This window comes from Croceimicrobium sp. (genome assembly GCF_965228705.1).
Lineage (GTDB): Bacteria > Bacteroidota > Bacteroidia > Flavobacteriales > Schleiferiaceae > Croceimicrobium.
Genome location: NZ_OZ245832.1, coordinates 3,260,737 through 3,285,654, shown reverse-complemented (window position 1 = coordinate 3,285,654; position 24,918 = coordinate 3,260,737). Strand labels below are relative to the sequence as shown.

The window sequence follows — 24,918 nt, the reverse complement described above, 5'->3', positions numbered from 1 at the left end:
GCCTTGAAGGTATAAAAATGCCTTATTTCTTGTTCATCTCTTTGATGTAATGCTCAATAGCCATGGTCATCGATGGCAATTTAGGCGAAGGTGCTTTGATATTCACCGTTAAGCCTGCTTCTTCAATCGCCTTATGCGTGGTATTTCCAAAACCGGCAATGCGAGTATTTCCTTGTTCAAAGTCAGGGAAGTTCTCAAAAAGAGACTTAATACCGGAAGGACTAAAGAATACCAGGATATCATATTTCACATCCGCTAAATGCGACAAATCGCTGCTCACAGTATTGTAAAGAACGGCGCGAGTATAATCTACTCCGCACTCAGCCAAGGTATCTGGAACCTGTGGTTTTAAAATATCGGAAGTGGGTAAAAGGTATTTCTCAGTCTTGTGCTTTTTAAATAAAGGCACGAGATCTTGAAATTTACTCTGACCAAAGTAAATCTTACGCTTGCGGTAAACCACATATTTCTGCAAATAGTAAGCAATCGCTTCACTGGTACAGAAGTATTTCAAATCATTAGGTACAGTGTAGCGCATCTCTTCTGCAATACGGAAAAAATGATCTACGGCATTACGACTGGTAAGGATTACCGCCGTATGATTGGCCAAATTGATTTTCTGCTTTCGGACTTCAGCTACATCAACTCCTGCCACGTGAATGAAAGGAATAAAGTCAACCTTCAACTTGTACTTATTCGCCAAGTCGAAATAAGGTGAGTTTTCGGTTTGAGGCTCGGGTTGCGATACCAGAATGGATTTTACCTTCACAGCGCAGCTAATTTTATTAACCCTTGAATATTAAGAGCTTAGATGACTTTCAAACTAAGCTATACAGGAAAAACAAGGGTATTATTTCCAGCGCGCAAAGGTATAAAATAATATAGCTTGTATTAAAGCCTATGCGTAGACAATAAAGTACACTGCGAATCAGGAATATAAGCCCAACCAAGACCAGCGGCAGAACCAGAAGGTAAAATTGCCAGGATCCCAGGGGTAAAAAGTAAAGTACAAAAGCCAGGGCTCCTCCTACCAAAGCCAACCAGGTAAAATGCGCCAAAGCCAGGTTTTGCCCTTTTAAGATTTCTTCTTCTCTTTCAAAAGCATATCCCACCGCACTAGCGACCAATAATTTTAATATCAGATACAGCCCCGAAATCAATAGGATTCGGAAATAGCTCGCCCAATCGTAATTGAGAATCGCTGCACTTTCACCCTTCATCTTAAGGGCAGTAATTAAAAGCGGAAAGAAAATCCAGGCGCTAATGATCAGCAAGCGATCCGCATTGAGGCCTACCTTGCCGGTATTAAACTCTAAGCTAAATTCCTCTGCCTGCGATTGCCAGGGAAAGCGCAATAGTTGATTAACCCGCATAGCATTAAAATAGCGAGCCAGAACCACAAGGGTTCCGGCCGCTAAACTTATGATCAAGATCCAATCGCTGGCTCTGTGACTTAATGCTGTCCCCACGGGACAAAGATACTTTTAAAGCTTGGAGATTTGCACCTGATGACCCTGCGCATCGCGGATCATATACAAACCTGCTGGCAGAGCACTTAAATCTAAGCGTACATGCTGATGGTTATCGGCTTCCGCCTGAAGCTCCACCATTTTACCATCCGCTGCAATAGCTGTAAATGGCGCTTCTAAAGGCTGACCAGAAGCCAAGGTGATTTCATTTTGAGCAGGATTAGGATAGGCCGCCAGTTTCTGAACCGCCAATTCCTCTTGACCAATACCTAAGTTCTTATCCAAACTCAAGGTTTGTGTTACAATCACATCACCGGAAGTGCTACCATTCAGATTAGTGAAATTTACGGCTACATAAACGGTAGTTTGATCCGGAGCCTGACCGGCATCCCAATCAAATGACCAGGAATTGGTTCCAGCAGTACCGCTAATTCCTGAGCTGGTATGAGTAATATAACTACCGGCCTTTTTAGTGCGAGCAGCATCAGTAATGGTGATGCTACCTTCATGACCGGAAGCCGATTCTACACTGGCCATAAAGCCCATGCGATCCGAACTTGCCGCATTATTATCGGCGGTAATACTAATTTGATAAACAGAGTCTTCTTTAAAACCTGCAGTAGGTATATTGGTATTAATACTAATACTCTGACCTGCTGCCGCTGGACCATTGTGACAACCTGCTCTTGCACAGGTATTGTTGTTACTAGCCGGAGAACCACTGTTTCCGGATGGCGCCCCACCCGCATTGGTATAGGCTTGATGCGCAACAAAAACGCTGAGTCCTAAAGTGAGTAATACTGCGTATTTTTTCTTCATACTATAGAGATTTTGTTCTAAAAATATGCTTATTTCTCTTAGCGGGATACCTATTTTTGCTCAAAATTGATTTCATGGCTAGTGATTTATTCGAGTCGCCTGACTATTACGGCGTAGATGATCTTTTATCAGAAGAGCATAAATTAGTAAGAGCTGCAACCCGCGATTGGGTAAAAAAAGAAGTAAGCCCTATCATTGAGGACTTTGCTCAGAAAGCAGCATTCCCTACGCAATTGATTAAAGGATTAGCCGAAATTGGCGCCTTCGGACCTTACATTCCAGAGGAATACGGCGGGGCTGGTTTAGATCAAATTTCCTACGGTTTAATGATGCAGGAAATTGAGCGGGGGGATTCCGGAGTTCGCTCCACTTGCTCCGTGCAATCTTCTTTGGTGATGTTCCCCATTTACGCTTATGGTAGTGAGGAGCAAAAACAAAAGTTCCTTCCCAAATTGGCCAGCGGTGAGTTCTTAGGTTCTTTCGGTTTAACCGAGCCCAACTTTGGATCTAACCCAAGTGGCATGATCACCAACTTTAAAGACATGGGGGATCACTATTTATTGAATGGTGCCAAAATGTGGATTTCCAATGCCCCCTATGCTGATGTAGCAGTGGTATGGGCTAAGAATGAGGAAGGTCGTATTCACGGTTTAATCGTGGAGCGTGGAATGGAAGGATTTACCACTCCCGAAACCCATAATAAATGGAGCTTACGTGCCAGTGCCACCGGTGAACTGGTATTTGACAACGTTAAGGTTCCCAAAGAAAATATCTTACCTGGCCGTAGTGGCTTAGGTGCTCCTTTGAGCTGCCTCGACAGTGCTCGCTATGGTATTGCCTGGGGCGCATTGGGCGCAGCTATGGACTGCTATGATACCGCCTTGCGTTATGCGAAAGAGCGTATTCAATTTGATCGCCCAATCGCTGGCTTCCAATTGCAACAAAAGAAATTGGCAGAGATGATCACCGAAATCACCAAGGCCCAATTAATGGTTTGGCGATTAGGAACCCTTAAAAATGAGGGCAAAGCCACTAGCGCGCAAATCAGTATGGCCAAGCGTAATAGCGTTGAGATCGCCTTAAAAATTGCCCGTGAAGCGCGACAGATGTTAGGCGGCATGGGAATTACCGGCGATTACAGCATTATGCGCCATATGATGAACCTCGAATCGGTAGTTACCTATGAAGGAACTCACGATATCCACCTCTTAATTACCGGCATGGATGTAACTGGCATCCCTGCTTTTAAATAAGATTTGCTTTTATCAAGCAGAAAAAAGCCCCGCTGTTTCCAGCGGGGCTTTTTGTTTGAATCCAATGTCTATCTGAATCTATTGATACAGATCAGAAATATTTAAATATCCAGGTTGATCGTCATACCAGGTAGTGTAAGATACACCACCAGACTGAGCCCACACACTGAAGTAATTATAAGCTTGAGAGATATCCACTCGCTCTTCCGGGTAGTTAAATCCTCCAACAACGTGGATAGCCCAAGGTAAGTTGTTCGCACTTTTATAGGTATCATCTGCACTGTTAGGATCGGTATCATCATCAAGAGTACCAAATAAACTTGCATCTGCTAAATCTGTTGGTGCTTCACCGGCAAGGTGCACCTCACGACCACGTGTCTGATTCACAAAGATGAAAGGATTGTAAGGAGCGGTTCCTAAAGAAGCGGCGGTTTGAGCACTGCTAAAGTTGATGGTAATATCTGTAGTATCAGGTGCCACGGTAGGATTACCACTAACCGTATTTACGAAAGCCTGACCGGTATTATTTACCAATACTTGAGAAGCATCATCATACACAATAATCACAGCTTTAGACTGGCCACTCTCGGTACCATTTGCATTTGTGCTTATCAAACTGTTGAAATAACGAGTTCCACTAACCGAGCTGATCACGCCTGGAGCAATATCCAAAGCGATACCGAAGCCATTATCCAAAGACCCTCCCATTGCACGAGACACAAAACGAGCTTTTAAGTCTACCACCTCATTATCGGCGTTTAATACTTGCTGATAACGGTAATCTACCACCAGGTCATTGAAGTCGTAATCGCCAAAGGCAGGCCATAAATCTTCGTAGGCAACAGTTCCATAACTATTCTCAGATGGGAAGTAAGAGTTTGCCGCACGGCTGGCATCATTAGGATAGGCATCTAATTCATCAGCCACTCCGTCATTATCCGCATCAGCCACCTGAGGCTGGCCGTTTCCTTCCGGGTTACAGGCATCACTTGGAATCACTAAGCTACAGCCTTCCGCAGCGCCATCTTTGAAGTTGCGAGCGGCCACATTTTCAATACCGTTAACATCACAGAATTGGATGTTTTTCTTAATCTCGGCACCCCAGTTTGCATCTGAACGATCGTTCACCTTAAAGAGTGAGGTACTTCCCTTTCCTTCAATTTTACCATTGAGCATTAAATCTTCGCAAACAGCCATAGCGCCGTTTTTCATTTCGTGCTTAGCGCCGCCATTAATGGTCCATTTACCCCCAACCTTAGTATAGGAGTAGCATTTGATTTCGCCATTATGTTGCAAGTCACCATTGAAGTATAAACCACAATAGTTCTCAAATTTGGAACCGCTGTTAATGGAAGCATTTCCTGAAACGATTAAAGTTCCGTAATTATCTACATCACCGTTAAATGAACAATAGTTGGTAGTGGTCACGGTAAAATCGCCATGGTTTTCAAGGTCAGCCCCAGAGTTTAAGTTCAAGGCTGCAACATTCATGGTTCCGTAGTTCACCACATCCGCATTGGGTGAAAACCAGTTGGTGATGGTTAGGGTAGCTCCCTGATACACCACCAATTCATTATCACTGTGGGAATTGATATTAAAATTATTTACGGTAACATTTGCTCCGGCAACAATTTGAATCTGTCCTTCATTTAAGGTGATATTAGGAATAGATCCACTGCCACAAAGACGAAGGATCGCTCCATTTTTAACTGTGATTCCACCACTGCCATTATAGCTACCCGTTACACAGTAAATATCGTCTTCAATATTAGCCTCCCACCAATTGGAATGGCTTTGGCTGTGATCACAACCACTAACACAATCAGGACTTCCAAAACTTTCTACCTGTGCTTTATTCTTAGAGCGATAGAAAGTATGGCTGATGTTCTTAGCCTTGGGAACAATGGTTAAGAAGCTGGATCCATCTGGAGCCTGCATTACTAAATACAGTTGTTGCAATCCTGTAGGAATGGTAAGTGCTGTATTTAAACGGGCACCATTGGAAATAAAGGCTTGATAAATGGGAGAGGCAATTACCGATGGGTTTTCGGTATATACCTTAACTAAATAACGCGCATTTAAAGGAGCCTGATCAATATTCAGATCGAGGCTTACACTCTCGGTGGTTTCAAAATTAAATCCATTAGGAATTTTCAAGTCCATAGTAGAACTGCTTTGACCCACAGCAGCTGGACCGGAATTGTTGTTTTGATCTTTTTCACAAGAAGTGAAGAAGAGTGCAAATGCAATTAGTAAAGAAGATTTGGCGACTAATTTCATCATTAGGGGTTTTTAGACATGCCATTTAATAACAGAGAGGGTGCCAAATTACTATATTTCTGATTTACAGGCACTTAAAATCATTCTGTATTTCATCAATTTCCCGTATTGGGAATAAATTTCATATTAATCTCCTTTTGAGACTATTTCCTTGGATAAAACGCTTCCTTACCTCTTAAAAGATCCCAAAACATAATAAAGTCACTGGCCAAACTATAGCCTGGGTACTGAAATGTGGCTGGTTTGTTTTGTTCAAAAAAGAAATGCCCGACCCAGGCAAAACCATATCCCAAAAAGGGAATAATGCCCAAAAACCAGAAATTGAAAGTCAATAAGAAGATTAAGAAACTGAGCAGGACTAATCCCGTGCCAATAAAATGCAATATTCTACAGGTGCCATCCTGATGTTCCGTAAGGTAAAAGGGGTAAAACTCTTTTAAGCTTTTGTAGGTTTTCTGCTCCATCATCTCCGCAAAATTTAATCTCCCCCAGATTAGTTCCAAGATAAGCAATATCTGCGACCCATTCTAATTAAGCAAAGGAAGTCGATATTAAAAATGGAGATTGGCAAAATCTGCAACTTAATTTCTTTTACTTTACGAGAACTGCATTTTTTAGGTTCAAACCAGGCTTATGGCGCGAAATAATACAGCTTTGTCATATATGAATACTTCTTACTTCCGCAGAAACAAGGATTTATAATAATTTTACCGCTGCAGAGTATGAAGAACCCAAACAATTTTCAGCGCCTATTTTTTAATATGGTACGCGAGCGTGTAAGCGACCATGAAATTTTGGTTGACGTTATCACCGATCTCCTCCATTGCAGCAGAGACTCCGCCTATAGAAGAATCCGTGGAACCACGGACTTAAGCCTAAATGATACGGTTGTAATAGCGCGGCATTTTAGCATTCCCCTTAATCATTTGATTGGCCAAAGTGACCAATCTGTGGTCTTTCAAAAAGGCTCATTTATTCGCAGTTTAGATGATTTCCGCAATTATCTTCAAAACAGCCTGGTTCAATTACACAGCATTAAGAACTATAAGTCACATCAATTAATATATCAGGCTAAAGATATCCCCATCTATTATCAGTTCCGATACCCTCGGCTGAGCGCCTTTAAAATGTTTGTGTGGCTAAAATCAATTTACGGTGTAGATCGATTGGACAGCTTTCAATACGATGTTAATATGATTCCAATAGATCTACTCAAACTAGGAGAAGATTTATGGGAAGCTTATTCTAAAATCAATAGTGTTGAAATTTGGAATGACACTACCATTCTCAGTTTGCTTAACCAACTGGAATACTATTATGAGGCAGGCCTCCTTAATTCCAAGGAAGAAGCAATTGCCATTTGTGATGAATATCAGGATATGATGAAGTTGATTTATCGCCAAGCCTTGCGTGGTAAAAAAGCCCATCATAGCAATGCTGAAGAATTTAGTGCTACGGAATACAAGATGTATTACCATGAAATTCTCATCATGGACAATCATATTTTAGCGGAACTGGATCAGAATAAGAAGCTCTACTTCGTACCCTACGCAGGTCTGAATTATCTCAATACCAATGACCCCTTGCTTACAGAGAGCATGTCCCTGTACCTGAATGGTCAAAAAGAAAAATCCTCTCTAATCAGCAATATATCTGAAAAAGAGAGGAATAAATTTTTCATTCGGATTAAGACCCGAATCGATCAGCTCAAGAGCAAAATAGAAATGACCAATCCTTTTATGTGATCGAAAGTGCTACGGCAACAATGGCCACAATGATTAATACAATTCCCACTCGTTGAGCCATGTCAGAACGTTTTCTAGTAACTTCTTCCATAGCTTTCCCTGTTTAGTTAGTACTCGAATATACTAAAAATCAGCTAAATCCAAAGGGAAATTGTAAAATCTACATTTCTTAAAAAGGCTCTAACCGCAATTTAATACTACCGAGCCTAGGTTAAGTTCTCGTAAATAAATAGTGCTGCAGCAAGAATGATTAAGATGATGAGCACTACCAAAGCTCTTTGCAAATAATCTTTGGTACTCAAATTGGATTTCTGGGCCTTTCTTATCTGTCTGGCCCTTTGTCGAACTTCACTTCGTCGTTGTTTTTCCATAATCTCCCTAAATTTTTAACCCTGTTTCCGTCGAAGTTACAAAATTTCAGGGCTTAGCTAATGGGGTTTAATACAACGCTGAAGATGGTTAAACTATTGGGGTCTCGGCCAAAGTTTAACTTATCTAAGGCTTCGGGTATATCCTTAGCCCGAAAATAAGAGGTATGCAATTCATTATCGCCCTTGGCACTCCATTGTACCGTATAGGAATTTTGACGTTCATAATGATCCTTTACATAGCTGTAGATTTGCTTTAAGGCATCAATACGATCATAGCCTATGCTGTGATGAAAAAGGAAGGACTGATTATGGCGTGGGTTCACAGTTATCACATCAAGGCGAATTCCCTGCCCCGTTTCGCGGTAATCAAATATCATTTGGGTACTTCCCAAACTCAGGTAGGTTTCCACTTCTTTTTGAAGCTTGGCAATCTCTAAATTCTGTCTTTCTGCCGTCATCTTTGACTGTTATCTAATTTTTCAATTTAGCTTTCCTGAACTACGGTATGCGCAAAAAACACTCGCAAAGCATCCATTTTTAATGCCAGGTAGTTCTCATCTAAATACAATAATTGCCAGCGATCTTTAACTTCCCGACCATCCGCCGAAAGAACCACCAAAGTATCCTTCTCCCAACGGTATTTTAGCTTGCCCACATAACCGTATTGATTATGATCTTCCGGATTGATGAGCTTAAAAATCAAATCCTCCGCCTTAAAACGATAGTAATCAGGCACTGCTTCTTGCAAGTCTTCCTCACTGGCTTGAAATGTCAATCGAACATCTAGATAAGCCAGGGCCTCCCAGGCACCACTTTGTAAGAGCGCCTCTCGCTTGCCGACCTCAGGGATTTTCACCTCCTCTCCGTTCAGAACTTTAAACACTTTGCTAATGGCTTGCTCTCCTGTCATTTCCTGCGCTTGCAGCGAAATGCTTAATGCTATAAATAGTAGTATACGGAACATAAAAAAAGTCGGCACAAAGTACCGACTTTTCCACTATATCTAAAGAAAGGAACTAAGATCCGCAGGCAATACAATCATCTGGATTATCGAGACTGCAGCTTAACTGCTCTTCTGGGGTCATTTCGCTTTGCTCTTTAATCGCTTTAGCAAGCTCTGAAGCACGAATTTCTCCAACGGCAGCGGCTTTCTCCATATTGGCTTTCATCTCTTTCATTTTATCACCGCTGGCAATCTTCTCGGTTTGCTTGCTGTTTACAACAGGTTCAACCTCGGACTTGGTTTGCTTTTGTACGGTGAATTTAATGGCATCTGAAGCCGCTTTGGTACGCAGGTAATACATTCCGGTTTTAAGGCCTTTCTCCCATGCGTAGAAGTGCATAGAAGTAAGCTTCGCAATATTGGCTCCTTCCATGAATAAGTTCAAGGACTGAGACTGATCAATAAAGTAACCCCGCTCGGCACTCATATCGATAATATCACGCATACTAAGTTCCCAAACGGTTTTGTAGAGATCCTTAATGTTCTGTGGAATCACATCGATATCCTGGATAGATCCATTATTACGAATAATCTCGTTTTTCAACTCATCATTCCATAAGCCCAGGTTTACCAAGTCTAGCAATAAGTGCTTGTTTACCACGATAAACTCACCACTTAACACCCGACGGGTGTAGATATTAGAAGTATAAGGCTCAAAGCACTCATTATTTCCTAAAATCTGACTGGTAGAAGCAGTTGGCATGGGCGCTAACAATAAGCTGTTTCGCACACCATGGTTTTTGATTTCTTTGCGTAGCGCTGACCAATCCCAACGACCGCTCAAGTTCTGCTCTTCCACCCCCCAAAGGTTAAACTGGAATTTACCCTGGCTGATAGGTGAACCTTCATAGCTTTCGTAAGCACCATCTTTAATGGCCTCATCCTTACTTGCTACCAATGAAGCGAAATAAATCGTTTCGAAGATGTCTTTATTTAAGCTCTTCGCCTCTTCTGAGGTAAAAGGTAAACGCAGTTTAATGAAGGTATCGGCCAAACCTTGTACCCCTAAACCAACCGGACGGTGACGCATATTAGAGTTACGTGCCTCAGGTACCGGATAGTAGTTACGGTCGATGATACGGTTCAAGTTCTTGGTTACCTTATAGGTTACCTCATATAACTTTTGGTGATCAAACTTATCGCCATCCACAAACATAGGCAGCGCCAAAGATGCTAGGTTACATACCGCTACCTCATCCTCGCTGGTGTACTCGATAATCTCAGTACAAAGGTTAGAAGAGCGAATAGTTCCCAGGTTCTGCTGGTTACTCTTAGAGTTGGCCGCATCTTTATAAAGCATGTAAGGGGTACCGGTCTCAATTTGAGATTCCAGAATCTTACCCCATAATTCGCGGGCCTTAATGGTACGACGACCTTTACCCGCCTTTTCGTACTCTAAATATTTCTTATTGAATTCTTCGCTGTGTACGTCGAATAAGCCTGGGCACTCGTTTGGACACATCAAAGTCCATTCGGCATCCGCTTTTACTCTTTCCATAAACAGATCTGGAATCCACAGGGCGTAGAATAAATCACGAGCACGCAATTCTTCTTTTCCATGGTTCTTTTTCAAATCGAGGAAATCGAAGATATCCGCATGCCAGGGCTCTACATAAATCGCGAAGGATCCTTTTCGCTTACCACCACCTTGATCAACATAGCGAGCGGTGTCATTAAATACACGCAACATAGGCACAATACCATTGGAGGTACCGTTTGTTCCGCGGATATAAGAACCGGTTGCACGTACATTGTGTATGCTTAAGCCGATACCACCTGCACTTTGGCTAATGCGCGCTGATTGCTTCAATGAATCGTAGATACCATCAATACTATCGTCTTTCATAGATAGTAAGAAACAGCTACTCATTTGAGGCTTAGGCGTACCACTATTGAAAAGAGTTGGCGTAGCGTGAGTAAAGTATTTCTTACTCATCAAATCATAAGTCTCAATCGCTGCATCCAAATCTTCGTAATGGATACCAATAGCCACCCGCATTAACATATGCTGAGGACGCTCGGCAATTTTACCACTCATGCGAAGCAGGTAAGAACGCTCCAGAGTTTTAAAGCCGAAATAATCGTAACCAAAGTCGCGATCGTAGATTAAAGTAGAATCCAGCATTTCTGCATTCTTCTCGATAATCTCAATTACTTCCTTAGAGATAAGAGGTGCGTGTTTTCCAGTTTTAGGATTCACATAGTCGTACAGATCACGCATGGTTTCACTGAAAGACTTAGTGGTATTTTTATGCAAATTGCTTACCGCGATACGCGCTGCTAATTGTGCATAATCAGGGTGACGAGTGGTCATACTCGCTGCTACCTCAGCCGCAAGGCTATCCAATTCGGAGGTGGTTACTCCTTCGTAGATTCCTTCAATCACTTTCATGGCTACGCTGGTTGGATCTACCAACTCACTTAAACCGTAGCATAATTTCTGTATCCTGGCTGTGATTTTGTCAAACTTCACAGCCTCTTTGCGGCCATCTCTTTTTAGTACGTACATATTCTGAATTTTGGTGGTTGCTTCTTTTCCCGAAGCGATATCATTAGGTGTTTATCGGTCTTACTAAAAATCTGCGTCGAAAGAAATTGCGTTCGACTGACTTCCCTGCACTACGCCGCTTTTCTGATACTCGGCAACGCGCTTTTCGAAGAAATTGGTTTTTCCTTGCAGGCTGATCATTTCCATAAAATCAAAGGGATTATCCACATTGTAAACCTTCTCGCAGTTCAGTTCCACTAAAAGACGATCGGCTACAAACTCGAGGTACTGCGTCATCAATTTGGAGTTCATACCAATAAGGTTAACGGGTAAAGACTCGGTGATGAACTCGCGCTCAATATCCAAAGCGTTCACAATGATTTCTTTGATGCGCTCTTCGGGTACTTTATTGATCAAGTGATTATTATGCAGGTGCACGGCAAAATCACAGTGCATACCCTCATCCCGAGAAATAAGCTCATTAGAGAAGGTTAAGCCGGGCATCAAGCCACGTTTCTTCAACCAGAAAATAGAGCAGAAAGCACCCGAGAAGAAAATTCCTTCTACGGCAGCAAAGGCGATTAGGCGTTCTGCAAAAGAATCGCTCTCAATCCATTTCAAGGCCCAATCCGCTTTACGCTTAATGGCATCGAAGTTTTCGATAGCGCGGAATAAACGATTGCGATCCTCTTTATCCTTTATATAGGTATCAATTAATAAGCTGTAGGTTTCACTGTGGATGTTCTCCATCATAATTTGGAAACCATAGAAGAACTTCGCCTCGGTGTATTGCACCTCATTCACAAAGTTCTCAGCGAGGTTTTCATTTACAATACCATCGGAGGCTGCAAAAAAGGCCAGGATGTGTTTAATAAAATAACGCTCATCATCATTAAGCTTGGTCGCCCAATCGGTTACATCTTGTTGTAAATCGATTTCTTCCGCAGTCCAGAAACTCGCTTCTTGCTTCTTATACCATTCCCAGATATCATGATGCTCGATGGGGAATAATACGAAGCGGTTTTTATTTTCTGCTAAAATGGGTTCCAATGCCGACATGTATTCGCTGTTTTCTGTGTTAAACGCCTGTTTCAGGGGCTATAAGGCCTAGAGAAAAAATGTTATCTCATTGAATTTCAACAAATTCGAACGGTGAGTAGAGATTACAAACTCTTTAGGTAAAATAGCTTGCTATACAAATATGGCTAATGGGTCAAGGGATCACAACGGCTACTTTTTCACATTTAGCCGCATTTATTAACACAAGGTTAAGAGCGCAAAATCCGCAAAGGCAGGATTGGCGGGAGTTAAAAAATTTCCAACTCCATTTTCTGCGATTTTCCCAAAAATAATCCACACTAATTGTTAACAACTGCATAACAATATGAAGGTGGATTTCAAGATTCACGAATACACATGACTGACTTACAGTCACTTACAAACTAGGCACTGGACTTCAGGGCCTTAGCTCTGCTCCCATTGCTCAGCTAAAATTTCCAGCTCCTGGAACCATTTTTCCCCGTATTTACGGATCAAAGCGTCTTTGGCAAAGCGGAACACAGGCACTTTCAACTCTTTACCTAAGTCGCAAGCCGGAGCACAAATTTGCCATTTATGGTAATTCACCGCATCGAAAGATTTGTAACGCTGAATTCGGATGGGATATAAATGACAGGATACCGGTTTGCGGAAAGAAGTCTTACCGTCGCGCCAGGCTTTTTCAATTCCACATAGGGTGGTGCCTTTTTCATCGAAAACCACATAGGCACATTCAGCACCATTTACCAAAGGGGTTACCGGTTCGCCATCCATGGGATCAATCACATGGGTACCTTGCTTAGCCACAGAGGCCCTACCCTCGGGACGCAAATAAGATTCGAAATTGGAGTATTCCTTTTTAAGAATATCTACCTCCTCCGGCTCTAAAGGTGCACCGGCATCGCCTTCTACGCAGCAGGCACCTTTGCATTTTTGCAAATCACAAACAAATTGTTCCGAAAGCAATTCTTCGGAGAGCAGGGTATTACCATGTGAAATCATGAGGCAAAAGTACGGCTCTCCTCATCATTATTGCTTGGAAAAAGAAAGCCGTTCTTCGATACCCTCTATAGATAAGGTATACACTCCCCCGGCGAGTGCACTAATAGTTAAAGGCGTATTCGGCGAAAGCCGCCCCTTTAAAAGCAAAGCTCCCTGACTATTATAAATTGTATAATCGCGAGGTTTATCGAGACCATCAATATGCAAGTCATCCTGCGCCGGATTTGGGTAGAGACTTAAAGATGGAATCTCGATTTCAGATTCAGATAATATATAGCACTCTCCTGGCGCACCAAAAACCCTTTGACCTTGCTCTAATTTGCAACGCAATTCAAATCTCACCTCACTTATGATTTGGCAATCTTCGAAAGCCCAAATGGGTGAAGTCATAGGTCCGAGCCCTTCCACCACTTCGGTAGTCCAGGTACAAGAAGGATCGGTGGGGCTTATCCACAAAGTTTTCCGCAGAGGTCCATTACTATAATACTGTGCCTGATAAACCGTATCTACTTTCATTTGCTGCATGCCACCTGAAATGGCAGGCATAGAAAAGGTATCGCCTTGCTGCCAGGTAAAATCAATAGTATAATCGGCTGGACCTCCCCCTGGAAAATCGAAACTTAAAGTTTGCGCCACCGTATCTTCCAGCAGCCAAGCCAGAGTATCTTGAGGCTGACCATTTAAATCTATAGCAATGAAGCGCGAATGCCTTTCTGATCCGATAATGGTATCCAACTGACTAACATAAGCTTCGGTTCCATCTATCCCGAAAGTGGGATAATGGTTTACATACCATTCATTACTATCGTCTGAAAACTTGAGGTACTGAGCCTGAGCCAGGCCTGAGATAAAGACTAAGGCAGCGAGTAGAAATTGCTTCATAGGGGGAGGATTTACAAGTTTAACGCCCAGAAAGATAGAATAGCTGGGTAGCTTATGAAAACTGAATCCTAAATATTAGTTATCTTTGCCGCTCAATTCTTAGCGACAAGCAATTGTTTTCTTAAGTGATTAGGCTAGGAACCCCTGGCCCCGTATAAACAATTGACTCTAAATTAAGTCGCACATCAACACCGCTGTCTTTAGTCCCATATCCGAAAATATTTCTTCAGCCCAATTTGCTGAAGTCTTTCGCCTATTGCCTTCTCCGCGAGCTCTAGACAGGGTTTTAGTATTTTATTTATGAATAGAAAAACAACGGCTCCATCCCGTAGACCGGGAAAGCCTAAATCTCAACATACCGGCAAACCTAAAGGAAGACGTCGACCGCAAGGCAAGCTTAAAAATCCCAGCAGCATTAAGCCGCAGGATTTATTAAATCAGGCCGAGCCCCGAGAAGAACGTCATTTCGAAGCGAGTTTCAATTATCAAGACAGTGCCTTACACCCGAAGTTAAAGGAATTACTGGCCGCTAAAGGCTATGAAAAGCCCACTGAAATTCAGGAAAAAAGTTTGGAACCGCTATTAGCAGGTCGCGACTTATTAGGTATCGCCAAAACCGGTAGCGGTAAAACGGCTGCCTTCTTATTACCCTTATTACAAAGACAGATTCAAGGCAAGCACCAAGCCTTAATCCTGGCCCCAACTCGTGAGCTGGCGGTTCAAATTGAAGAAGAATACCGCAGTTTAAGCAAAGGCCTTAAATTATATAGTGCTGTTTTTATTGGCGGTACCAATATGAATACCGATCTGCGTAAAGCGGCACGTAATCAAGATTTGATTGTAGCTACGCCAGGTCGACTTTTGGATTTACATCAGCGCAATGCTTTGCACTTCCGCTCCATTAAGATGTTGGTTATTGATGAGTTCGACCGCCTTTTAGACATGGGCTTTGAGCGGGACCTCAACCGCATTATTGACCTCTTGCCGATTGAGCGCCAGAACTTATTATTCTCGGCTACTTTGGATCGGGCCCAAGAACGTCGCATCAGTGAAATTCTCGTGGATCCGGTTCGCTTGCAAATCAGCAGTGGCGACTTATCGAACAACCACATCCAGCAGGAGTTAATTCAATTACAAGCGGGTCAGGTTAAAATGGATGTTTTGAAAGAAATGCTCCAAAAACCAGAATTCGACAAGGTGATCATCTTTGCTGAGACCAAACGCTGGGTGAGCAAGATCAATCGCAAACTCCGTCAGGCCGGCATTCGCAGTGACGAGATTCATGGTGACAAAAGCCAGAATTACCGTCAAAAGGCCTTAAACTCTTTTAAAGCCGGCAAGCTGCAGGTCTTAATTGCTACCGATGTGGCGGCCCGTGGGATTGATGTGGATGATGTATCGCATGTAATCAATTATCAAATCCCCCGCAGTATGGATAGTTATATCCACCGCGTGGGTCGTACCGGCCGCGCTGGCAAAACCGGAATCGCTTACACTTTTATAGAATCATAAATAAATATCAATTTGGGAAGATCTCAAGAAACCTTCGGAAAGAAAGAACGCGAAAAGAAACGCGCTAAAAAGAAAGAAGAAAAAGAACGCAAGCGCTTAGAGCGCAAAGCCAATGCTGGCGACAAGGGTGATAATATCACCTATATGGACGTCTATGGCAATTTTCACGACACGCCCCCTGAGGCTGCCGAAAAGGTAAAAGCCAAGAACATTGAAATTGGTGTACCTAAAGGGGCCCGTGAAGATGAAGAAGAGGATGGCCTTCGCAAAGGAACGGTTACCTTTTACAATGAATCTAAAGGTTACGGTTTTATCAAGGATAAGAAAACCGGACAAAGCGTATTCATGCACGTAAACCAGCTGAAGGAAGAAGTAAAAGAGGGTAACCTGGTAAGCTTCGAGACCATGAAAGGCCCTAAAGGCCCATCAGCTGTAAACGTGCAAGTTATGCGTTAATCAATACTTGATTAAGCTTTTGTTGAGGGGGTTCCCCAATCCAAAGGGAAAGACTAATTTCGCGGCCTCAAAAAAAAGAGGCCATGGCATTTAGCTTTAAGGAAATTTTATCGGCAACCCTGATCTTGTTCGCAGTAATCGACGTGATGGGAAGCATCCCCCTCATTATTTCCCTCCGCAAAAAAGTAGGGCATATTCAAAGTGAGAAGGCGAGCATAGTTGCAGCGGCAATTATGATCCTCTTCCTCTTTGTGGGTGAGCAAATCCTGAAATACTTCGGGGTAGACATCAACTCCTTTGCTGTAGCAGGAGCTTTGGTGCTGCTTATCCTGGCCCTGGAAATGGTGCTGGGCATTACCATTATTAAGGATGAAGAGCCCAAATCAGCATCCATCGTTCCCTTGGCTTTCCCTCTGATTGCTGGAGCCGGAGTAATGACCACTATCGTATCTATTCGCGCTGAATTTGCCGCTGAAAACATTGTGGTTGCCATTATCCTCAATTCCATTTTGGTATATGCCGTGCTTAAAAGTGCTGCTTGGCTGGAGCGCATTTTAGGGGAAGGCGGATTAAATATCCTTCGCAAGGTTTTTGGGGTGATCCTCTTGGCGATTGCCGTAAAGCTCTTCAGCGAAAATGCGAAAATGCTTTTCACCATGGCTTAAATAAGCCACCAACAACAAACTACTAGCTACAAGCGACCAACTACAAGCGACTAGTAAAGGAGTAGGCCAAATTCTTATCTTCGTCGCAAAGACAAGACAAGCATGGCGGTAGCAAAACCCTTTAATCTTCAGCAGTGGATCGATGAAAACCGGGACCTCTTAAAACCCCCGGTAGGCAATAAAAACCTGTATCCCGCTGGCGAAGATTATATCGTAATGATCGTGGGCGGGCCAAATGCCCGTAAAGATTATCACTATAATGAAACGGAGGAGCTTTTCTATCAATTAGAAGGCAATATCACCGTTCGCATTCAGGATGAAGGGAAGCCGGTTGATATTCATTTGGGACCGGGAGACATGTTCTTACTTCCACCTAAGGTGCCACATTCACCCATGCGCAGTGAAGGTTCTGTTGGTTTAGTAATTGAACGCGTGCGCGAAAGCAAGCATCAGGATGGTTTAATGTGGTTCTGTGATAATTGCAATCACAAATTGCATGAGACTTATTTCCACCTCGACAATATTGAAAAGGACTTCCTGCCACGTTTCAAGGATTATTACGGATCAGAGGAAAAGCGTACCTGCAGTAATTGCGGAACCCAAATGGAAACAGATCCAAGATTTACCGATTAATCATGGGTGAACTTTCTGACTTAGCTGAAATCCAAAACTTCCTTGCTGAAAGCCTCAAGGAACAATGTCCGCCTTTACGAGTACGTAAGGAAGGCCCGGGAGGCTTGGAAGTTTGTGGCCGTAAAGAAACCATTCAAGGCAAGCAAAAGGTAGATGGATATTACTTTGCTTCTACCGTGGCCAAGCCCAAGGATATCCGTTTTTACTTCTTCCCAATCTATACCGATCCCGAGCTTTTTCAACTTTCGGAAGGATTGCAAAAGATGCTGAAGGGCAAGAGCTGCTTTCATGTAAAAAAGCTTAGTGAGGAGCAGCAAGCAGAAATCCGAAAAATCATTGCCCTGGGGGTAAATCGCTACAATGAAAAAGAGCTGATTTAAAAAGCCTTCCCAATTAAAATAGTTTTTATATTTGCCGCCCGCTAAATCGGAAAAGCCCGGATGGCGGAATTGGTAGACGCGTTGGTCTCAAACACCAATGGGGTAACACCCGTGCCGGTTCGACTCCGGCTCCGGGCACTGAAGCTCTCTCCGCAAGGAGGGAGCTTTTTTTATTTAAAATATCCCTCTGTTCTGCTGATACCATAAGGCAACCATAATCCATGGTAATTGCTTAAAAACAATACCTTTAGGGCATTATCCTCCAACCAAGCCTGTTAAATGCGTCTTCTTCCCTTAAGCCTATTGCTGTTCTTTAATTTCTGTGGCGCCACTAATCTTTTTAGTCAAGGCAAGCTTATTCAACTAAGCCCCCAGAACCCTAGCAGCAGCGCTTACAGCAATGCCACCGGAATGGTTTATTATGGGGAAGAAATCAATCTTTTTATTTCTGAGAAAATAAGTGTTTTTGGTGGTCCTGATTTAGTCAAGTGGTATATCCAGCACTATGATTATTCCTTAAATCTAGTCAAGGAAGAATCTATTTTTAACCTCCTTTATACGGAAGCAATTAACAGCTATGAACAGGCAGGCGGCACTTACCTTTCCGATACAAATGGCTATTGTATTTATGTTTCGGGAATAAACAATTCCCCGAACAAAACCCTAATACAGCTTCGAGATCGGTCCGGGAATGTAGTCTTTAACAAGTATGATTTTCATTTATTCGACAAGCATCTTCTGCATGACTCCCAGCTTTCCTTACACAACATCTTACTTGAAAAGAACCATCGACTTCATCTATTTGACCTCAAGGGTAACAGTCTGATATCTTATGACTTGGATAGCTTGCAAACCATTCTATCCAATCAGATTTTTGTGAATGCGGATAGCCTATTTATTAATTCCAGAGTAGTTTACAACCCACAAACGGGCATATCCACCTATCATATAAGTCAGTACGAAAACGGGCTTGACTCCTATTACTATGCGAACTTCAACAGTTCCTTTCAGCTCCTCGACTCCATCAAGATTTCATCTGCTGATGATTTCCGGGCCACATTAGTCGAAGATGATCTTCTATTCCGTTATGACTCCATTGGCTTTAACACCAATATCCATAGATACCAGTCCAAATACCTTTATAAGGACTTCGACGGAAACCTAAAGCGTAGGGTTCGTTCAAACGGTAGAATCTTCTTTGCAGACTTTATCGGCCCTTGGAATACCGAGTCTCTCATTTTCGGAAATAAGAGATCGCTTTCTATCTGCAGCACAGAACAACTATTAAACACTAATCAATCGGGGACAATTGACACGGTTAGAATAAACCGTCTTCGCTATTTCGACAGCTTAGGACAAAAGCAAGTTGATCATTTAATATTCAAGGATAGCCTCCCAATTTCCGCAAGTGCCACAAGTCTAAAAAATTGCATTGGACGCAGTAGTAATGGAGATTTCATCGTTCCAATCAGTGCTTGGAACGGACCCAATTCAAATTCATCTCGAAGTTTCCTATTGATGATAGACAATCAAGGGAATTCTCCTTTATCAGTTCAAACTTCATTGAAACCTAAAAAGCTAAGTATTTACCCTAATCCCAGCTCCCAGTTTCTATCCTTCCATTCTGAAGAACCAGATGAAGAGATTAGGATCAAAGTGCTCGATTTGCAGGGCAAAACCTTACTAATTCAAAACACGAAAACAGATCAGCCAATTGACATATCTGTTTTACCAGATGGCACTTATTTTCTTGATGTGAGGGGAAAAACAGATGAACGACAAGACCTTTTTAGATTTATTAAGAACTAGTAAAAACGCCTACAAAAGACTGCCATCCTATAAAACTGGACTCCGGCTCCGGGCACTGAAGCTCTCTCCGCAAGGAGGGAGCTTTTTTTATTTCCAATCTTCATATTCAAGCCAATATAACACGTCACTTGTTTAAGGCTTTCGACCAACGCTTAAGCTAAGGCCAATAACATCCCACTAAAAACCAATATCTTCGCCCTATGACCCCGCTTAAAAGGCTCATATCCTTTCTGCTTTTACTCAGCTACAGCCTGGGTATGGCGCATGCTATGGTGCCTCATAGTGCGGCGATGGAAGCCGATACTGAGCATTCCGGGCATGAGCATCTTCACCATGAGCCCAGCCTCCATAATGAAGAGGAGCATTTCAGTCACCACAATCATTGCGACGAAAGTGTTTATGATCTGATTGTTTGCCTGCTGGCTGAAACCGATCATCGGGTTGAACATTGCGTTTCGGATCTCTATCTGGCTAGCCAAAATCAGGACCTTCAAATACAGAGTCCTATTCTAATTCTTGGGGATGCGATCCTTAGTCCGACTTCTCTTTCCATCAATCTGGATGAAGCCGAGCTCGAATATTTCGATGTCGATGAAATCCTGGCCAGTACCGAAAGGCGGCCCCATTATTCCCTCCGCGGACCCCCGCATTTTTCTTGTTAAACCTTGTATCCAGGCTTTAAGCCGGATCAGTATTCAATCGAATCTTCGGCCCCGATCGAGGAATTTTCTATGGATCTAACAAGAAATTATGATTCAAAATATCATTCGCTTTTCGATAAAGAATAAGCTAATTATAGGCCTCCTGAGCATTGCCCTGGTGCTGGGTGGCCTGTGGAGCATGAGCCAGGTTCCCCTGGATGCGGTTCCCGACATTACCAATAATCAGGTGCAAGTGATTACCCAATCACCCAATTTGGCCACGGAGGATATGGAGCAATTTGTGACCTATCCCGTAGAGCTGGCCATGGCCAATTTGCCCGGCGTAGAAGAAATACGCTCCGTTTCCCGTTTCGGCCTGTCTCTGGTTACCATCGTTTTTAATGATGAGATGGATACTTACCTCCCCCGTCAATTGGTAGCTGAAAAACTAAATGAGGTAGCCGAAGAAATTCCTGCGGGCTTCGGGAAACCCACCATGGGACCAATCTCCACCGGATTGGGCGAAATCTACCAATACACCCTGGAAGTAGATTCTGCTCACCGCGATCAATACAGCAGCAAGGATTTACGCAGTATTCAGGATTGGATTATCCGTCGGCAAATGGCCATGGTGCCAGGCGTAGTCGAAGTGAATGCCTTCGGAGGTCAAATAAAGCAATACGAAATTGCGGTTGATCCGGATGAACTCCGAGCCATGGGCCTTAGCATTGCTGAGCTATACTCGGCTTTACAAAGGAATAACACCAATACCGGCGGTGCTTATATTGAGAAAAATCACAAGGCCAATTTTATACGCGGCGAAGGCCTGGCCCGCAGCCTGGAGGACCTGGAAAACATTCTGGTCGAAAATAAAGGCGGCATCCCCATCCGCATTAAAGATGTAGCCGAAGTGCGCTACGGGCAAGCGGTGCGCTACGGTGCTTTCACCAAAGATGGTCAGGGTGAAGCCGTAGGTGGCATGATCCTAATGCTCAAAGGCGCCAATTCCAATAAGGTGATTCAGGCGGTAAAAGACAGAGTGGAGCAAATCCAGAAATCCTTGCCCGAAGGCCTACGCATTGAACCCTTCCTCGATCGCAGTAGCCTCATTGCCCAAACCACCGGAACCATTAGTCGTAACCTCCTCGAAGGGGCCTTAATAGTAATCTTTGTATTAGTGCTATTGCTAGGGAATTTCCGCGGTGGTTTAATTGTCGCCTCTACCATTCCCCTATCCCTGCTCTTCGCCTTTGTAATGATGAACATCTTCGGAGTATGGGCCAATTTGATGAGCTTGGGAGCCATCGACTTTGGGATCATTGTAGATGGAGCGGTAATTATCGTAGAAGGCACGGTTTTCCTCCTTCACGACAAATTGCTAAAGGGGAAATTAAGCCCTGAAGAAAGAGATGAAGTGGCCATTCGCGCCTCGGGCAAAATGATGAATTCTGCCTTCTTCGGACAGCTAATCATCCTGATTGTTTTCATTCCCATTTTGGCGCTACAAGGAGTAGAGGGCAAGATGTTTCAACCCATGGCTCTCACCTTCATCTTTGCCATGATCGGGGTCATGATTCTCTGCCTAACTTATGTACCGATGATGTCTGCCTGGCTGCTACGTCGCCCTAAAACAGAAGCCCCCAATTTCGGAGATCGACTGATTCTAAAACTGGAAGCCCTTTATGAATCAGCGCTGGCCCGTGCCTTAAAAAGCGGTAAAGGGATATTGATTAGCGCCATCGTCTTATTAGGCCTGGCCATTTTCAGTTTCAGTCGCATAGGTGGCGAATTCATTCCCCAATTGGATGAAGGGGATATCGCCTTTCATGCCATATTAAAACCGGGTAGTTCCCTGCAGGAATCCATCGCCACCTCCACTAAAATTGAAAGTCTATTGCTCAACAATTTCCCGGAAGTTAAGCATGTGATGTCACGCTTTGGCGTAGCCGATGTTCCTACCGACCCTATGCCTATGGATGTAGGCGATTGCTTTGTATTGCTCAAACCAAAATCCGAATGGGTTTCGGCGAATAGCAAAGGGGAACTCATTGCCAAGATGAAGGCCGTACTCAGTGAAATTACCGGCGTTAATTTCGAATTTACCCAGCCTATCGAAATGCGCTTTAATGAATTACTTACCGGGGTGCGCGAAGACATTGCTGTAAAGCTCTTTGGGGAGGATCTCGATATCCTGGCTCAAAAAGCGGAGGAAATGGGGCAGATCATCGCTACCGTACCGGGAGTAGCCGATATGAAAGTTGAGGCCACAAAGGGATTGCCTCAAATGACCGTTCAATACCATCGCGCTAAGCTGGCCCAATACGGCTTGCATATCGATGAACTCAATCAATTGATCCAGTCGGCATTTGCCGGAGCCAAGGCCGGGGTCATCTTCGAAGGAGAAAGACGCTTCGATCTGATGATTCGACTTGATGCTCAACATCGCGAAAGCATTGATGACTTGAAAAATCTCTACATCACTTTGAGCGGAGGCACCCAAATTCCCATTAAGGAAGTAGCCGATATCAGCTACCAAAGCGGACCTATGCAGATTAGTAGAGACAATACTCAACGCAGAACCTATGTAGGGATTAATGTGCGGGGTCGCGACATCCAGTCTTTGGTGCAAGAAATACAGGAGAAATTGGATGCCGAATTAGAGCTACCTTCAGGTTATTACCTCCGTTATGGCGGGGCCTTCGAAAACCTGGAGCGGGCCAGTCAACGCTTAAAAGTAGTGGTACCTCTGGCCTTAGTCCTAATCTTCCTTTTGATCTTCTTTGCCTTAAAATCCCTCAAACAATCACTTATGATTTTCATCGCTATTCCTTTGGCGGCCATTGGTGGTGTGTTTTCTTTAGCCTTAAGAGGCATGCCCTTTAGCATCTCAGCCGGAGTTGGATTTATCGTACTCTTTGGAGTGGCAGTACTCAATGGATTGGTACTGATTAGCGCTTGGAATGAGCTCAAGGCTGAAGGTGATTTAGGCCTGGAAGATCGCATCCGCCTGGGAGCAAAAAGACGCATTCGTCCCATCATGCTTACCGCTTTAACCGATGTATTGGGATTCTTGCCGATGGCTATTTCCAGCTCGGCTGGGGCCGAAGTACAGCAACCTTTGGCCACCGTGGTTATTGGTGGAATGATCTCGGCCAGCCTTTTGAGTCTCTTCATCCTACCCATCTTATACCGATGGTTCGAAAGTCGGAGCCGAATTAAAATACCTCAGGGAAAGCTAGCCCTGCTTTTGGTCTTAATTTCGGCGATGGGCCCTTCTGCTTTAATGGCCCAAGAAAGCAGTACAACTGTGCAAAGTTTGGATGAAGCCATCAAGATTGCCCTGAAAAACAATGAGGGATTGAAAGCCTCCGAGCTTAGAGTAGCGGAAAAAGAAGAAGCGGAACACAAAGCCTTAAGCATCCCAAAAACGCAATTGGCTATGCAATACGGTCAGTACAATAGTGCGGAAACTGACCTGGCTCTAAACGTCAATCAGACATTTGCCTTTCCCACTATTTATGCCCGGCAATATAAACTGGCTAAGGCCGAAAGCGCCCTAAGTGAGAGAGCTTGGCTTCGAGATCAAATCCAGCTCAAAGCCGAAATCCGCAGCCGCTGGTACCAACTCAGCTATTTGAAGGAAGAGGAAAAACTGCTGCTTTATCAGGATTCAATTTACAGTAGAGTGGTCCAGGCGGCCGAGCTCCGCTACCAAACCGGCGAAAGTCGCTATTTGGAAAAAGCCAGTGCCGAAACCCAATTAATGGAAGTGCAAAATCAGCTACGAAACCAGCGCGCCGACATCGCCATAATTGAAAACCAGCTGCGCTTTTTACTCAATAATGGGACTGAAACCCTATTTGCTCCCAGCGCTTTGGAGGAAAGAGAACTGATTCTCCAGCCAGAGGAGGAGGCCTTAAAGGCTAATCCTGAATTGCAGCTTCAAAATCAAAAATTAGCGCAAATCGAAGCGGAACAGTCCTTGTCCCAAGCCCAATGGTTACCAGAGTTCAGCATTGGCTATTTCAACCAATCAATGATTGGCACCCCTACCTCGGGTGGTGTTATGGCTGGCGGCACCGACCGTTTCACGGGCATTCAAGCTGGACTATCCATTCCCCTGTTTTTTGGTTCCTATCGAAGTACAGCCCAGGCAGCCCGACTCAAAACGGAATCTGCCCAAAGCGAAAACCGCTACTTCCAAAGTCGGATACAAAGTGAATATGCCCAGCAAATGGAAGGCATTCGCAAGTATCAAAACAGTCTGCAATACTACCGCCAAAAAGGACTCCCTCAAGCGGATTTAATCCTGGAGCAAGGCCAGAAAAGTTACCGCAATGGGGCCATTGGTTACCTAGAATATTTCCAAAGCTTAAAGCAGGCTCTGGATTTAAAAATGAATTTTCTCCAAACTCTTAATGATTACAACCAAGCCCTGATTCAACTGGAATACTTAATGGGCCGATAAAATA

At 43.6% G+C, this 24,918-nt stretch carries 22 protein-coding genes and 1 tRNA gene; 11 read left to right on the top strand and 12 right to left on the bottom strand.

The features are described 5' to 3' along the window. Positions 1-22: 22 nt before the first annotated feature. Genes ACO05P_RS14680 through ACO05P_RS14670 form a run of 3 tightly spaced genes read right to left on the bottom strand, consistent with a single transcriptional unit; the run spans position 23 to position 2,288 of the window. Positions 23-769 carry a uroporphyrinogen-III synthase gene (locus ACO05P_RS14680; protein ID WP_421751974.1) on the bottom strand — a complete coding sequence of 249 codons (747 nt, stop codon included), beginning with the start codon at positions 767-769 and terminating at the stop codon, positions 23-25. A 49-nt stretch (positions 770-818) separates the two neighbouring features. Continuing rightward, positions 819-1,469 (bottom strand): DUF4271 domain-containing protein, encoded by a 651-nt coding sequence (locus ACO05P_RS14675; RefSeq protein ID WP_421751973.1) that lies wholly within the window; start codon positions 1,467-1,469, stop codon positions 819-821. Positions 1,470-1,484: 15 nt separating this feature from the next. Further along, a complete protein-coding gene (locus ACO05P_RS14670) occupies positions 1,485-2,288 on the bottom strand; it encodes a choice-of-anchor V domain-containing protein (protein WP_421751971.1) in 804 nt (267 codons plus the stop codon). Between the two features lie 74 nt (positions 2,289-2,362). On the opposite strand from ACO05P_RS14670, the gene ACO05P_RS14665 reads away from it, so the two are divergent. Next, positions 2,363-3,541 carry an acyl-CoA dehydrogenase family protein gene (locus ACO05P_RS14665; RefSeq protein WP_421751970.1) on the top strand — a complete coding sequence of 393 codons (1,179 nt, stop codon included), beginning with the start codon at positions 2,363-2,365 and terminating at the stop codon, positions 3,539-3,541. Positions 3,542-3,619: 78 nt separating this feature from the next. Here ACO05P_RS14665 and ACO05P_RS14660 read toward each other — a convergent pair whose 3' ends face one another. Both ACO05P_RS14660 and ACO05P_RS14655 read right to left on the bottom strand, forming a co-directional pair. Then, positions 3,620-5,824 carry an LruC domain-containing protein gene (locus ACO05P_RS14660; protein WP_421751969.1) on the bottom strand — a complete coding sequence of 735 codons (2,205 nt, stop codon included), beginning with the start codon at positions 5,822-5,824 and terminating at the stop codon, positions 3,620-3,622. Positions 5,825-5,964: 140 nt separating this feature from the next. After that, positions 5,965-6,288, bottom strand: coding sequence for an Mpo1-like protein (locus tag ACO05P_RS14655; RefSeq protein ID WP_421751967.1), 324 nt, complete (start codon positions 6,286-6,288; stop codon positions 5,965-5,967). A 255-nt stretch (positions 6,289-6,543) separates the two neighbouring features. On the opposite strand from ACO05P_RS14655, the gene ACO05P_RS14650 reads away from it, so the two are divergent. After that, complete coding sequence (locus ACO05P_RS14650) at positions 6,544-7,566, top strand: hypothetical protein (protein WP_421751966.1); 1,023 nt, start codon at positions 6,544-6,546, stop codon at positions 7,564-7,566. Positions 7,567-7,772: 206 nt separating this feature from the next. Here the strand turns inward: ACO05P_RS14650 and ACO05P_RS14645 are convergent, their stop codons facing one another. From ACO05P_RS14645 to ACO05P_RS14615, 7 genes are all read right to left on the bottom strand, one after another. Next, complete coding sequence (locus tag ACO05P_RS14645) at positions 7,773-7,937, bottom strand: hypothetical protein (protein ID WP_421751964.1); 165 nt, start codon at positions 7,935-7,937, stop codon at positions 7,773-7,775. Between the two features lie 53 nt (positions 7,938-7,990). Next, positions 7,991-8,395 (bottom strand): hypothetical protein, encoded by a 405-nt coding sequence (locus tag ACO05P_RS14640; protein WP_421751963.1) that lies wholly within the window; start codon positions 8,393-8,395, stop codon positions 7,991-7,993. 26 nt (positions 8,396-8,421) lie between these two features. Beyond that, on the bottom strand, positions 8,422-8,901 hold the full coding sequence (locus ACO05P_RS14635) for a hypothetical protein (RefSeq protein WP_421751961.1): 480 nt from the start codon (positions 8,899-8,901) through the stop codon (positions 8,422-8,424). Positions 8,902-8,953: 52 nt separating this feature from the next. After that, on the bottom strand, positions 8,954-11,449 hold the full coding sequence (locus ACO05P_RS14630; protein WP_421751959.1) for a ribonucleoside-diphosphate reductase subunit alpha: 2,496 nt from the start codon (positions 11,447-11,449) through the stop codon (positions 8,954-8,956). Between the two features lie 63 nt (positions 11,450-11,512). Continuing rightward, positions 11,513-12,487: a ribonucleotide-diphosphate reductase subunit beta gene (locus ACO05P_RS14625; protein ID WP_210757350.1), complete on the bottom strand. Its 975-nt coding sequence runs from the start codon at positions 12,485-12,487 to the stop codon at positions 11,513-11,515. Between the two features lie 405 nt (positions 12,488-12,892). Beyond that, positions 12,893-13,468, bottom strand: coding sequence for a DUF3109 family protein (locus ACO05P_RS14620; RefSeq protein ID WP_421751958.1), 576 nt, complete (start codon positions 13,466-13,468; stop codon positions 12,893-12,895). A gap of 27 nt (positions 13,469-13,495) precedes the next feature. Continuing rightward, on the bottom strand, positions 13,496-14,350 hold the full coding sequence (locus ACO05P_RS14615; RefSeq protein WP_421751956.1) for a T9SS type A sorting domain-containing protein: 855 nt from the start codon (positions 14,348-14,350) through the stop codon (positions 13,496-13,498). 300 nt (positions 14,351-14,650) lie between these two features. On the opposite strand from ACO05P_RS14615, the gene ACO05P_RS14610 reads away from it, so the two are divergent. From ACO05P_RS14610 to ACO05P_RS14570, 9 genes are all read left to right on the top strand, one after another. Then, positions 14,651-15,862: a DEAD/DEAH box helicase gene (locus tag ACO05P_RS14610; protein WP_421751955.1), complete on the top strand. Its 1,212-nt coding sequence runs from the start codon at positions 14,651-14,653 to the stop codon at positions 15,860-15,862. A gap of 12 nt (positions 15,863-15,874) precedes the next feature. Continuing rightward, a complete protein-coding gene (locus ACO05P_RS14605; protein WP_210757346.1) occupies positions 15,875-16,318 on the top strand; it encodes a cold-shock protein in 444 nt (147 codons plus the stop codon). A gap of 83 nt (positions 16,319-16,401) precedes the next feature. After that, positions 16,402-16,983: a MarC family protein gene (locus ACO05P_RS14600; protein WP_421751953.1), complete on the top strand. Its 582-nt coding sequence runs from the start codon at positions 16,402-16,404 to the stop codon at positions 16,981-16,983. Positions 16,984-17,085: 102 nt separating this feature from the next. Next, complete coding sequence (locus ACO05P_RS14595; protein WP_421751951.1) at positions 17,086-17,616, top strand: 3-hydroxyanthranilate 3,4-dioxygenase; 531 nt, start codon at positions 17,086-17,088, stop codon at positions 17,614-17,616. 2 nt (positions 17,617-17,618) lie between these two features. Next, positions 17,619-17,996: a hypothetical protein gene (locus tag ACO05P_RS14590; protein ID WP_421751950.1), complete on the top strand. Its 378-nt coding sequence runs from the start codon at positions 17,619-17,621 to the stop codon at positions 17,994-17,996. Between the two features lie 54 nt (positions 17,997-18,050). Further along, a tRNA-Leu gene (locus ACO05P_RS14585) sits at positions 18,051-18,134 on the top strand. 141 nt (positions 18,135-18,275) lie between these two features. Continuing rightward, a complete protein-coding gene (locus tag ACO05P_RS14580; RefSeq protein WP_421751948.1) occupies positions 18,276-19,805 on the top strand; it encodes a T9SS type A sorting domain-containing protein in 1,530 nt (509 codons plus the stop codon). 200 nt (positions 19,806-20,005) lie between these two features. After that, positions 20,006-20,467 carry a hypothetical protein gene (locus tag ACO05P_RS14575; RefSeq protein WP_421751946.1) on the top strand — a complete coding sequence of 154 codons (462 nt, stop codon included), beginning with the start codon at positions 20,006-20,008 and terminating at the stop codon, positions 20,465-20,467. Between the two features lie 88 nt (positions 20,468-20,555). After that, the gene (locus ACO05P_RS14570) at positions 20,556-24,914 is read left to right on the top strand and encodes a CusA/CzcA family heavy metal efflux RND transporter (protein WP_421751945.1); all 4,359 of its coding nucleotides are present in this window, start codon (positions 20,556-20,558) and stop codon (positions 24,912-24,914) included. Positions 24,915-24,918 lie beyond the last annotated feature (4 nt).

Bases quoted from the DNA above. Each gene is read 5' to 3' on its own strand.
- ACO05P_RS14670 (WP_421751971.1), bottom strand. From the start codon at position 2,288: ATGAAGAAAAAATACGCAGTATTACTCACTTTAGGACTCAGCGTTTTT.
- ACO05P_RS14665 (WP_421751970.1), top strand. From the start codon at position 2,363: ATGGCTAGTGATTTATTCGAGTCGCCTGACTATTACGGCGTAGATGAT.
- ACO05P_RS14660 (WP_421751969.1), bottom strand. From the start codon at position 5,824: ATGATGAAATTAGTCGCCAAATCTTCTTTACTAATTGCATTTGCACTC.
- ACO05P_RS14655 (WP_421751967.1), bottom strand. From the start codon at position 6,288: ATGATGGAGCAGAAAACCTACAAAAGCTTAAAAGAGTTTTACCCCTTT.
- ACO05P_RS14650 (WP_421751966.1), top strand. From the start codon at position 6,544: ATGAAGAACCCAAACAATTTTCAGCGCCTATTTTTTAATATGGTACGC.
- ACO05P_RS14645 (WP_421751964.1), bottom strand. From the start codon at position 7,937: ATGGAAAAACAACGACGAAGTGAAGTTCGACAAAGGGCCAGACAGATA.
- ACO05P_RS14640 (WP_421751963.1), bottom strand. From the start codon at position 8,395: ATGACGGCAGAAAGACAGAATTTAGAGATTGCCAAGCTTCAAAAAGAA.
- ACO05P_RS14635 (WP_421751961.1), bottom strand. From the start codon at position 8,901: ATGTTCCGTATACTACTATTTATAGCATTAAGCATTTCGCTGCAAGCG.
- ACO05P_RS14630 (WP_421751959.1), bottom strand. From the start codon at position 11,449: ATGTACGTACTAAAAAGAGATGGCCGCAAAGAGGCTGTGAAGTTTGAC.
- ACO05P_RS14625 (WP_210757350.1), bottom strand. From the start codon at position 12,487: ATGTCGGCATTGGAACCCATTTTAGCAGAAAATAAAAACCGCTTCGTA.
- ACO05P_RS14620 (WP_421751958.1), bottom strand. From the start codon at position 13,468: ATGATTTCACATGGTAATACCCTGCTCTCCGAAGAATTGCTTTCGGAA.
- ACO05P_RS14615 (WP_421751956.1), bottom strand. From the start codon at position 14,350: ATGAAGCAATTTCTACTCGCTGCCTTAGTCTTTATCTCAGGCCTGGCT.
- ACO05P_RS14610 (WP_421751955.1), top strand. From the start codon at position 14,651: ATGAATAGAAAAACAACGGCTCCATCCCGTAGACCGGGAAAGCCTAAA.
- ACO05P_RS14600 (WP_421751953.1), top strand. From the start codon at position 16,402: ATGGCATTTAGCTTTAAGGAAATTTTATCGGCAACCCTGATCTTGTTC.
- ACO05P_RS14595 (WP_421751951.1), top strand. From the start codon at position 17,086: ATGGCGGTAGCAAAACCCTTTAATCTTCAGCAGTGGATCGATGAAAAC.
- ACO05P_RS14590 (WP_421751950.1), top strand. From the start codon at position 17,619: ATGGGTGAACTTTCTGACTTAGCTGAAATCCAAAACTTCCTTGCTGAA.
- ACO05P_RS14580 (WP_421751948.1), top strand. From the start codon at position 18,276: ATGCGTCTTCTTCCCTTAAGCCTATTGCTGTTCTTTAATTTCTGTGGC.
- ACO05P_RS14575 (WP_421751946.1), top strand. From the start codon at position 20,006: ATGACCCCGCTTAAAAGGCTCATATCCTTTCTGCTTTTACTCAGCTAC.
- ACO05P_RS14570 (WP_421751945.1), top strand. From the start codon at position 20,556: ATGATTCAAAATATCATTCGCTTTTCGATAAAGAATAAGCTAATTATA.